Genomic DNA, 9403 nt, shown 5'->3' with positions numbered 1-9403 from the left:
CTTCTGGCCCTGCGTCACCTCGAATTGAACGCGCTGGCTTTCAGCCAGGCTCTTGAAGCCGCCGCCCTGGATCTGGCTGAAGTGGGCGAACAGGTCCTTGCCGCCGCCGTCCGGCGTGATGAAGCCGAAGCCCTTGCCTTCGTCGAACCACTTCACGGTGCCGGTTTGAGTTTGAGTCGTCATGTCGATTCCTTTCGAGTCATGCGCAGCACATGCCGCGCAGTGCAGAGACGCCAAGAAAATCAACGATGGGACTGTCAACCGGCATCCCCGGAACTGGCCCGGGGACAGGGATGAGGACTTGCTGAAAGACGGTCTTATGCATGCCTACGGAGTGGATTTTACGCGCAGGCCGGCAGCGATCCGCTCGCAAAGCCCTGCTGGGCTATGCGAACGCACCGGGCATCACCCCCTCAGACGAGGCCGCTGCGGATCTGCTTGCAGATGTTCTGGCCCGTCAGCGTGATCTGCAGCGAGCCGCCGCGCCACTCGAACCAGTCGAGTGCCACGTACTCGTCGATCAGCTTCGCATTGATCTGTTCCGCCTGCCGGTGCTGCAGCAGTTCCACCGTGCCGAGCAAGGCATTGCGCAGCGCCTGTCGTTTGAGAGCCGCGGGGGTCGCGGGGGGCGCCTTGAAGACGGCGGGCGCATCGGTCGAGGGTCGGCGAGGCGCGGAACGGGTCATGCTCATGAGGCCTTTCGGGAACGACTTTGAACGGCGAACCCTCCGACAGTACCACCGCGATCCGACATACCTGTGACGATTTCAAGGAGATTTGCCCGCCGCGGGCTCGCCACCGCCGCGAGCGTCACGGGGCGACGGCCGCCTCGTCGTCGGTCAGCGTCATCAGGATGTCGGCGTACCAGGCGCAGTTCAGGCCCAGCGATTCGTCGTGTTCGAGGTCGCGCCCGCCCATGTCCATGCGCGACGAGTGGATCCCGAGCAGCTTCCACGGCAGCGCGCCGCCTTGCGGATGACGCATCACGACCGGTGCGCCGCTGGTGCCGCGGTGCGTGCGCGCATCGGTCAGGAAGTAGCCCTGGCCCTGGAAGCGCACGCCGAACGACGACGCGATCGCCGCCTGCCGCACCACCGGCAGGTGGTGCACCACGTCGTGGAAGCCGAGCGGGAAGCCCACCACCAGCAGCGAGCTGCCGACCTCCACCTCGTCGAGCGAATGCTGCAGGTGGTCGGGCGTGAACGGCACCATCGCCACGCCGGCCGGCAGCGCCGAGCGCTCGATCTCGAGCACCGCGACGTCGATCTCGCCGCCGGCGTCGCGCCCCTGGCGCCACACGCTCTTGCCGTCGCGGTACAGCAGCATCGACAGCCCGATCGAGCGGGTCAGGTTGACGGCATCGGTGTGCAGCTCGATCTCGATGCGACTCGGGTAGTGCTTGCTCGGCGCGTCGATCAGCACGTGGCGACTGGTGACGAGGAAGAGCCGCCCGTCGCGCTCGAAGAAGAAGCCGCTCGCGCCGGTCAGCGGGAGGGTGCCGTCGAAGGTGGAGACGCGGGCGGAGGTCAGCAGCAGCGGTTCGATCATGGCCCCGAGTGTGGGGCCTAGAATCCCCGTTCCGTCTGACCGACAGCCACTGGATCAACACCATGTACCGCTGTGTGATCGCTGCGACCGCAGCCCTCGCCTTCGCCTGCACCGCCCTGCCCGCCGCCGCCCAGGCGCAGCGCCCGTTCCCGCAGAACGCCCTGCGCGGCGTGATCGCCTTCGACAGCCCGCCGCTGGTCACGCTGAACGGCAAGCCGGCGCAGCTCGCCCCGGGCGTGCGCATCCGCGGCCAGAACAACCTGCTGGTGCTGACCGGCCCGCTGGTCGGCAACAAGCTGGTCGTGCACTACACCACCGAGTTCACCGGGCTGATCAAGGACGTGTGGATCCTGCGCGACGACGAGATCAAGGTCGTGCCGTGGCCGACCACGGTCGAGCAGACGCAGGCCTGGAGCTTCGATGCAGCGGCCCAGGTCTGGACCAAGCCCTGACGAGGTCGCCATGGAACAACGCACCAAGAAGGTCTACATCAAGACCTTCGGCTGCCAGATGAACGAGTACGACTCGGACAAGATGTCCGACGTCATGCACGCGGCCGAAGGCTACGAACCCACGCAGGATCCGGAGCAGGCCGACCTGATCCTGTTCAACACCTGCTCGGTGCGCGAGAAGGCGCAGGAGAAGGTGTTCAGCGACCTCGGCCGCGTCAAGCACCTGAAGGCCAAGGGCGTGATGATCGGCGTCGGCGGCTGCGTCGCGAGCCAGGAAGGCGCGGCCATCATCGAGCGCGCGCCGTACGTCGACGTGGTGTTCGGCCCGCAGACGCTGCACCGCCTGCCCGAGCTGCTGAAGCAGCGCCAGCGGCAGCAGCGCCAGCAGGTCGACATCAGCTTCCCCGAGATCGAGAAGTTCGACCACCTGCCGCCGGCGCGCGTCGAGGGCGCGACGGCCTTCGTCTCGATCATGGAAGGCTGCTCGAAATACTGCAGCTACTGCGTCGTGCCGTACACCCGCGGCGAAGAGGTCTCGCGGCCGTTCGACGACGTGCTGGTCGAGGTGGCGGGCCTGGCCGACCAGGGCGTCAAGGAAGTGACGCTGCTGGGCCAGAACGTCAACGCCTACCGCGGCGCGATGGGCGATACCGCCGAGATCGCCGATTTCGCGCTGCTGATCGAGTACGTCGCCGCGATCCCCGGCATCCAGCGCATCCGCTACACCACCAGCCACCCGAACGAGTTCACGAGCCGGCTCGTGGAGGTGTACGGCCGCGTGCCGCAGCTCGTCAACCACCTGCACCTGCCGGTGCAGCACGGCAGCGACCGCATCCTGATGGCGATGAAGCGCGGCTACACGGTGCTCGAGTACAAGAGCACGATCCGCAAGCTGCGCGCGGTGCGGCCGGACATCAGCCTGTCGAGCGACTTCATCGTCGGCTTCCCCGGCGAGACCGAGGACGACTTCACGAGGATGATGAAGCTGATCGACGACGTCGGCTTCGATTCGAGCTTCAGCTTCATCTACAGCCCGCGCCCCGGCACGCCGGCCGCGGCGCTCGCCGACGACACGCCGCACGCCACCAAGCTCGCGCGGCTGCAGCACCTGCAGGCGGTGATCGAGGACAACCAGCGCCGCATCGGGCAGTCGCGCGTCGGCACGGTTCAGCGCATCCTGGTCGAGGGCCCGTCGCGCAAGGATGCGAACGAGCTGATGGGCCGCACCGAGTGCAACCGCATCGTCAACTTCGCCGGGCCGGCACGGCTGGTCGGGCAGATGATCGACGTGAACATCACGCTGGCCTACCCGCATTCGCTGCGCGGCGAGGTGGTGACGCTGGAGGAAGAGGTGGTGGCTTAGCGGCGGCCAGGGCCGAAGCCGGCCCACCAGAGGGTGAGCGCACAGCCGACGACCATCGCGCCATAGGTGGCCATCTTGCCGTCTCGGCCCAGCCAGGCCAGGCCGACGATGGTCACCACGCTGGCCACGCCCGCCGACCACAGCCACAGCCGCGCCCAGCGGACGTTCGCCAGCTCACGCCGCCACAGCAGCTTGGTCAATGCCGACGCCAGCGCGGTGACACCGAAGGCGGGTCCGAGGAAATTCAACAGGTGCCACAGTGCGTCCAAAGGTCCCATCGACTGGTTCTCGCGAAAGCTGGCCCGGAAGTTGCCGATAAACCGCGTTATTGTGACGAATCGTCAGCGCCTATGACGGTCTTGAGAATCGGCAAACGCCCGACGGCGTTGCAAATTTTATAATCTGCCCATGAGTGTCTTCGCCCTCGGCCTGAACCACACGACGGCTCCGCTGGATTTGCGGGGCCGTTTTGCGTTCACGCTCGAGCAGTTGGCGCCGACCCTGCAGGGCTTCCGCGAGCGGGTTGCGCGCCCGAGCGGCAGCCCCGAGGCGGCGATCCTGTCCACCTGCAACCGCACCGAGCTGTACTGCGCGGCCGAGCCGGCGCTGGTGCGCCCGGCCATCGACTGGCTGGCCGGCGTGGGGGGCGTGGCGAGCCACCACTTCATGGACCACGCCTACGTGCTGGAGGGCGGTGCCGCAGCGCGCCATGCCTTCCGCGTCGCGAGCGGCCTCGATTCGATGGTGCTGGGCGAGCCGCAGATCCTCGGCCAGATGAAGCAGGCGGTGCGCGAGGCCAGCACCGCCGGCACGCTGGGCACCACGCTGCACCAGATGTTCCAGCGCTCGTTCGCGGTCGCGAAAGACGTGCGCACCTCCACCGAGATCGGCTCGCACTCGATCAGCATGGCCGCCGCCGCGGTGCGCCTGGCGTCGCAGCTGTTCGAGGACCTGCGCGAGACCAAGGTGCTGTTCGTCGGCGCCGGCGAGATGATCGAGTTGGTCGCCACGCACTTCGCGGCCCGCGCGCCGCGCGCGATGGCCGTGGCCAACCGCACACTCGATCGCGGCGAGAAGCTGGCCAGCCGCTTCGGCGCCGAGGCGATCCGCCTGTCCGACCTGCCGGCCCGGCTCGGCGAATTCGACGCCGTCATCTCGTGCACCGCCAGTTCGCTGCCGATCATCGGCCTGGGCGCCGTCGAGCGCGCGCTGAAGGCGCGCAAGCACCGGCCGATGTTCATGGTCGACCTGGCCGTGCCGCGCGACATCGAACCCGAGGTCTCGCGGCTGAACGACGTCTACCTCTACACCGTCGACGACCTGTCGGCACTGGTGCAGACCGCCGGCGAGAAGCGCCAGGCCGCGGTCCAGCAGGCCGAAGTCATCATCGAGAGCGGCGTGCAGAGCTTCGTGCACTGGCTCGACCAGCGCGGCACCGTGCCGCTGATCCAGGCGCTGAATGCGCAGGCCGACGACTGGCGCGCCGCCGAGATCGCGCGCGCCCGCAAGATGCTCGCGAAGGGCGAGGACCTCGATGTGGTGCTCGATGCGCTGACCCGCGGCCTGACCCAGAAGATGCTGCACGGCACGCTGGCTGAACTGCATGCCGCCGACGGCGAACAACGCGCCGCGCTCGCGCAGACGGTGTCCCGCCTGTTCCTGCGCGGTGCCCCCCGCAAGCCGGGCGACGGCCACCACTAGCGACGCCCCGTCGTCCGCCGCATGAACGGCGGGGCGGGCGCACCCTGTTGCGGCTTCGGCCGCGCGCCAGCTCCGCGAACCTTTTCCGGAGCCCCGATGAAAGACACCCTCCGCCAGCAGTTCGAACGCCTCGCGTTGCGGCTGAGCGAACTCGACGCGACGCTCGCCGACCCCTCGGTGGTCAGCGACATGAACCGCTTCCGCGGCCTGACGCGCGAGCACGCCGAGGTCGACGGCGTGGTGCAGCGCTTTCGCCGCTACCAGCAGCGCGAGCGCGACCTGCTGGCCGCGCGCGAGATGCTGGCCGACGCGGACCTCGCCGAGATGGCGCGCGAGGAGATCGCCGCCGCCGAGGCCGACCTCGAACGCCTGCAAGGCGAGCTGCAGACCGCGCTGCTGCCGCGCGATCCGGACGACGGCCGCAATGCCTTCCTCGAGATCCGCGCCGGCACCGGCGGCGACGAATCGGCGCTGTTCGCCGCCGACCTGCTGCGCATGTACACCCGCTATGCGGAGCGCTGCGGCTGGCGCACCGAGCTGATGTCGGAGAGCATGTCCGATCTCGGCGGCTACAAGGAAGTGGTGCTGCGCGTCGACGGCGACGACGTGTACGCGCGGCTGAAGTTCGAATCGGGCGGGCACCGCGTGCAGCGCGTTCCGCAGACCGAGACGCAGGGGCGCATCCACACCAGCGCCTGCACCGTCGCGGCGATGCCGGAGCCCGACGAGGCCGAGGAGATCCAGCTGAACCCGGCCGACCTGCGCATCGACACCTTCCGCGCGAGCGGCGCCGGCGGCCAGCACGTCAACAAGACCGACAGCGCGATCCGCATCACCCACCTGCCGACCGGGCTGGTCGCAGAATGCCAGGACGACCGCTCGCAGCACCGCAACAAGGCGAAGGCGCTGGCCGTGCTGGCGGCGCGGCTGCGCGAGAAGGACCGCAGCGAGCGCGCCGCCAAGGAGGCGGCCACGCGCAAGGGGCTGATCGGCAGCGGTGACCGCAGCGACCGCATCCGCACCTACAACTTTCCGCAGGGCCGGCTGACCGACCACCGCATCAACCTGACGCTCTACAAGCTGCAGTCGGTGATGGAAGGCGAGCTCGACGACGTGGTGGCCGCGCTGCAGGCGGCCAGCGCCGCCGAGCAGCTGGCCGAGCTGGAAGGGCGCGGCGCGTGATCCCGGGCACCGTCGACGCGGCGCTGGCAGGCGCACGTGCCGCCGGGCTCGACCGGCTGGACGCGCAGCTGCTGCTCGCCGCCGTGCTCGGCCGCGACCGCAGCTGGCTGATGGCCCATGGCGACGACGCGCTGGCGCCGGACCGGGCCGCGCAATTCGACACGCTGGTCGCGCGCCGCAGCGCCGGCGAGCCGGTGGCCTACCTGCTGGGCCGCCAGGAGTTCCACGGCCTGACGCTGCAGGTCTCGCCGGCGGTGCTGGTGCCGCGACCAGACACCGAGACGCTGGTCGACTGGGCCCTGGAACTGCTCGGCACCGAACTCGCGGCCACCGGCCGGCCGCAGGTGCTCGACCTGGGGACCGGCTCCGGCGCCATCGCGCTCGCGATCAAGCACCGCTGCCCGCGCGCCGACCTCACCGCCGTCGACGCCAGCCCCGACGCGCTGGCGGTCGCCGAATCCAATGCACAGGCCCTGGGCCTGCCGATCGCGTTGCGGCCCGGCCACTGGTGGACACCGGTTGCGGGACGCCGCTTCGAGCTGGTCGTCAGCAACCCGCCCTACATCGCGGGCGACGACCATCACCTCGATGCACTCCGCCACGAACCCCTGCAGGCGCTGACGCCGGGCGGAGACGGCCTGGATTCGCTGCGCGAGATCGCCGCTGGTGCCAGTGCCCACTTGCACGATGGATGCTGGCTGTTGCTGGAGCACGGGCACGACCAGGCGGTTGCCGTGCAAGCCCTGCTGGCCGCGGCCGGGCTGCAGGACGTGAGCACCCGGCGCGACCTGGGCGGCAACGACCGCTGCACCGGCGGCCGTTGGCGGCAGGCCACGCGCTGAGCCCGCCACCGGCAGAACCGCACACACTCACGACTGTTTCCACTCAGTCGCGGGGACGCCACCCACAAGCGGGTGCCGCCGGCGTAGCATGGTCCCGAGGCCTTCAGCGGCCCGCAGGTTCGTCTCCCGTCACACCCGTCGCAAGGAGAGTCGCCATGTGGAACCCGAGGTGGAAGTGGATCGGCGTCGGCGCCCTGGCGCTCGGCGCGCAGGCGGCGATGGCCCTCGACGCCGGCGGCAGTGGAGGCGGCAACGGCCTCGGCTGGAGCAAGCTGCAGGGCCGCGTGAGCCTCGGCACCGCCAGTCCCGGCCTGCGCATCGACGCGCCGGGCTTCGACCCCACCAGCCTGAAGCTCAGCAGCCTGAGCCTGATGGCCGACTACTACCTGACCCCCGCCTTCAACCAGGGCGCCGCCGGTGGGTTGCGCGCCACCAGCGGCGTGCTGTTCGGTCCGCGCTCCTCGCCGTGGAGCGGTCCCGGCAGCGGTGGCCAGTTCAGCATCGACCGCCGCATCAATCCCGCGCCCGACGGCAGCACCGACAGCGCCACCTCGCCCTATGTCGGCATCGGCTACACCGGGCTGTCGGTCAAGGGCGGATGGGGCTTCTCTGCCGATGTCGGCGTGCTGGCCAGCCGCTTCGGGCGCAATCTCGGCCAGAGCCTGGACGACCAGGTGCGCGAGCTGCGGCTGCAGCCGGTCTTGCAGCTCGGCGTGTCGTACTCGTTCTGAAGGCGCATTTCGCCCGGGGACATGCCGGGTGTCGGCGCGAACGGCACGCGGTTTGCCGTATAACGTCGTCCCTTCCACCTTGAACTCTGCCGGGCCCGCCGGCGCCAGACCATGAGCGACGTACAGCAACGCATCGATGACCTCGTCAAGCAGAACCGCGTGGTCCTGTTCATGAAGGGGACGGCRCAATTCCCGATGTGCGGTTTTTCCGGCCGCGCGGTGCAGGTGCTGAAGGCCYGCGGCGTGACCGACCTGAAGACCGTCAACGTCCTCGAGGACGAAGGCGTGCGCCAGGGCATCAAGGACTACGCGAACTGGCCCACCATCCCGCAGCTGTACGTGAACGGCGAGTTCGTCGGCGGCTCGGACATCATGATGGAGATGTACCAGGCGGGCGAGCTGCAGCAGGTGCTGGGCGCCAAGGTCTGATCCAGGTGCCGCAGCGCATCGTCGTCGGCGTCACCGGCGCCAGCGGCGCGGTCTATGCCGTGCGGCTGCTGCAGCGGCTGAAGGCGCTCGGCTGCGAGACCCACCTGGTGGCCAGCCCGGCCGGAGTGCTGAACGTTCACCACGAACTCGGCCTCGACCGGCGCGAACTCGAATCGCTGGCGCACACCGCGTACAACCCGGCCGATGTCGGCGCCGCGATCGCCAGCGGTTCGTTCGCGAGTTCGGCGATGGTGATCGCGCCGTGCTCGATGAAGACGCTGGCCGCGGTGGCGCACGGCTTCTCCGACAGCCTGCTGGCGCGCGCCGCCGACGTGACGCTGAAGGAGCGCCGCCGCCTCGTGCTGATGGTGCGCGAGACGCCGTTCAACCTGGCGCACCTGCGCAACATGACCGCGGTGACCGAGATGGGCGGCGTGATCTTCCCGCCGCTGCCGGCGTTCTACCACCGGCCGACGACGATCGACGAGCTGGTGAACGAGACCGTCGAGCGGGTGCTGTCGATGCTGGGCGTGGAGGCCGCGATGCCCACGCCGTGGACCGGCCTCTAGCTCGCCTTGTAGTCCCAGTATTTCTTGGCGCCGAACACCAGGTTCGGATACTCCGGCTTGCCGCGGCTGCCGTTGTAGCGGCCGAGCGCCATGTACAGGTCGCCGCGCTCCACATCGAGGTAGTGCCGCATGATCACGCAGCCGAAGCGCAGGTTGGTCTGCATGTGGAACAGCCGGCTCACGTCGCCATTGCCGATCAGCCGCGCCCAGAACGGCATCACCTGCATGTAGCCGCGTGCACCGACGCTGCTGATCGCGTACTTGCGAAAGCCGCTCTCCACCTGCACCAGGCCCAGCATCAGCGCGGGTTCGAGGCCGGCGCGCGTGCTCTCGTACCACAGCGTGTCGAGGAACTCGATGCGCGTGACGTGCTCGGCCTTGCGCTTCTTCAGGCGGCTGCTCATCTCGCCGAGCCAGCGCAGGTAGGCCAGGCGGGCCTCGGTGGTGACGAAGACGGGCTTGGGCGGCGCGCTGTTGGCGATGGCCGCGGCCAGCGCACCGCGCACCGCATCGGCGAGCGGCTCCTCGACCTGCGCGCCGGCCAGCGCCTCGCGCACCGGCAGCGCGGCCAGCCACGGAGCGGCCG

Annotated in this window: 13 protein-coding genes; 8 read left to right on the top strand and 5 right to left on the bottom strand. The window is 69.4% G+C overall.

Annotation, left to right across the window (positions count from 1 at the left end; genetic code table 11):
- The 3 genes from AC1D01_RS10995 to AC1D01_RS10985 form a co-directional block, all read right to left on the bottom strand.
- Positions 1–183: cold-shock protein (locus AC1D01_RS10995; protein WP_477866070.1), on the bottom strand; the 183-nt coding region annotated here is incomplete at its 3' end.
- Positions 184–413: 230 nt separating this feature from the next.
- Positions 414–686: a hypothetical protein gene (locus tag AC1D01_RS10990; protein ID WP_047501001.1), complete on the bottom strand. Its 273-nt coding sequence runs from the start codon at positions 684–686 to the stop codon at positions 414–416.
- Between the two features lie 124 nt (positions 687–810).
- Positions 811–1548, bottom strand: coding sequence for a trypsin-like peptidase domain-containing protein (locus AC1D01_RS10985; RefSeq protein ID WP_477866069.1), 738 nt, complete (start codon positions 1546–1548; stop codon positions 811–813).
- Positions 1549–1610: 62 nt separating this feature from the next.
- Between AC1D01_RS10985 and AC1D01_RS10980 the strand changes: the two genes are divergently transcribed.
- The gene (locus AC1D01_RS10980; protein WP_477866068.1) at positions 1611–2000 is read left to right on the top strand and encodes a hypothetical protein; all 390 of its coding nucleotides are present in this window, start codon (positions 1611–1613) and stop codon (positions 1998–2000) included.
- A 10-nt stretch (positions 2001–2010) separates the two neighbouring features.
- The gene (miaB, locus tag AC1D01_RS10975) at positions 2011–3363 is read left to right on the top strand and encodes a tRNA (N6-isopentenyl adenosine(37)-C2)-methylthiotransferase MiaB (protein WP_477866067.1); all 1353 of its coding nucleotides are present in this window, start codon (positions 2011–2013) and stop codon (positions 3361–3363) included.
- Here miaB and AC1D01_RS10970 read toward each other — a convergent pair.
- Complete coding sequence (locus tag AC1D01_RS10970; RefSeq protein ID WP_047500164.1) at positions 3360–3641, bottom strand: hypothetical protein; 282 nt, start codon at positions 3639–3641, stop codon at positions 3360–3362. The genes miaB and AC1D01_RS10970 overlap by 4 nt on opposite strands.
- A 130-nt stretch (positions 3642–3771) precedes the next feature.
- On the opposite strand from AC1D01_RS10970, the gene hemA reads away from it, so the two are divergent.
- The 6 genes from hemA to AC1D01_RS10940 all read left to right on the top strand — a co-directional run bounded on the left by hemA (position 3772) and on the right by AC1D01_RS10940 (position 8817).
- Positions 3772–5064, top strand: a complete 1293-nt coding sequence (hemA, locus tag AC1D01_RS10965) for a glutamyl-tRNA reductase (protein ID WP_477866066.1) — start codon at positions 3772–3774, stop codon at positions 5062–5064.
- A 96-nt stretch (positions 5065–5160) separates the two neighbouring features.
- The gene (gene prfA / locus AC1D01_RS10960; RefSeq protein ID WP_477866065.1) at positions 5161–6246 is read left to right on the top strand and encodes a peptide chain release factor 1; all 1086 of its coding nucleotides are present in this window, start codon (positions 5161–5163) and stop codon (positions 6244–6246) included.
- On the top strand, positions 6243–7088 hold the full coding sequence (prmC, locus tag AC1D01_RS10955; RefSeq protein ID WP_477866064.1) for a peptide chain release factor N(5)-glutamine methyltransferase: 846 nt from the start codon (positions 6243–6245) through the stop codon (positions 7086–7088). The genes prfA and prmC overlap by 4 nt, the downstream gene beginning before the upstream one ends.
- Positions 7089–7243: 155 nt before the next feature.
- The gene (locus tag AC1D01_RS10950) at positions 7244–7819 is read left to right on the top strand and encodes a hypothetical protein (RefSeq protein WP_477866063.1); all 576 of its coding nucleotides are present in this window, start codon (positions 7244–7246) and stop codon (positions 7817–7819) included.
- A 111-nt stretch (positions 7820–7930) separates the two neighbouring features.
- Complete coding sequence (grxD, locus tag AC1D01_RS10945) at positions 7931–8248, top strand: Grx4 family monothiol glutaredoxin (protein WP_477866062.1); 318 nt, start codon at positions 7931–7933, stop codon at positions 8246–8248.
- 5 nt (positions 8249–8253) lie between these two features.
- Complete coding sequence (locus tag AC1D01_RS10940; RefSeq protein WP_477866061.1) at positions 8254–8817, top strand: UbiX family flavin prenyltransferase; 564 nt, start codon at positions 8254–8256, stop codon at positions 8815–8817.
- Here the strand turns inward: AC1D01_RS10940 and AC1D01_RS10935 are convergent.
- Positions 8814–9389 carry a lytic transglycosylase domain-containing protein gene (locus AC1D01_RS10935; RefSeq protein WP_477866071.1) on the bottom strand — a complete coding sequence of 192 codons (576 nt, stop codon included), beginning with the start codon at positions 9387–9389 and terminating at the stop codon, positions 8814–8816. The two genes, AC1D01_RS10940 and AC1D01_RS10935, sit on opposite strands and share 4 nt — an antisense overlap.
- Positions 9390–9403 lie beyond the last annotated feature (14 nt).

The organism is Rhizobacter sp. P3_B12 (assembly GCF_056402895.1).
This window is presented reverse-complemented; position numbering and strand designations above follow the sequence as displayed.

Excerpts from the sequence above, each read along its gene's own strand:
- AC1D01_RS10990 (WP_047501001.1), bottom strand. The coding sequence starts at position 686 with ATGACCCGTTCCGCGCCTCGCCGACCCTCGACCGATGCGCCCGCCGTC.
- AC1D01_RS10980 (WP_477866068.1), top strand. The coding sequence starts at position 1,611 with ATGTACCGCTGTGTGATCGCTGCGACCGCAGCCCTCGCCTTCGCCTGC.
- AC1D01_RS10970 (WP_047500164.1), bottom strand. The coding sequence starts at position 3,641 with ATGGGACCTTTGGACGCACTGTGGCACCTGTTGAATTTCCTCGGACCC.
- hemA (WP_477866066.1), top strand. The coding sequence starts at position 3,772 with ATGAGTGTCTTCGCCCTCGGCCTGAACCACACGACGGCTCCGCTGGAT.
- prfA (WP_477866065.1), top strand. The coding sequence starts at position 5,161 with ATGAAAGACACCCTCCGCCAGCAGTTCGAACGCCTCGCGTTGCGGCTG.
- AC1D01_RS10985 (WP_477866069.1), bottom strand. The coding sequence starts at position 1,548 with ATGATCGAACCGCTGCTGCTGACCTCCGCCCGCGTCTCCACCTTCGAC.
- AC1D01_RS10950 (WP_477866063.1), top strand. The coding sequence starts at position 7,244 with ATGTGGAACCCGAGGTGGAAGTGGATCGGCGTCGGCGCCCTGGCGCTC.
- miaB (WP_477866067.1), top strand. The coding sequence starts at position 2,011 with ATGGAACAACGCACCAAGAAGGTCTACATCAAGACCTTCGGCTGCCAG.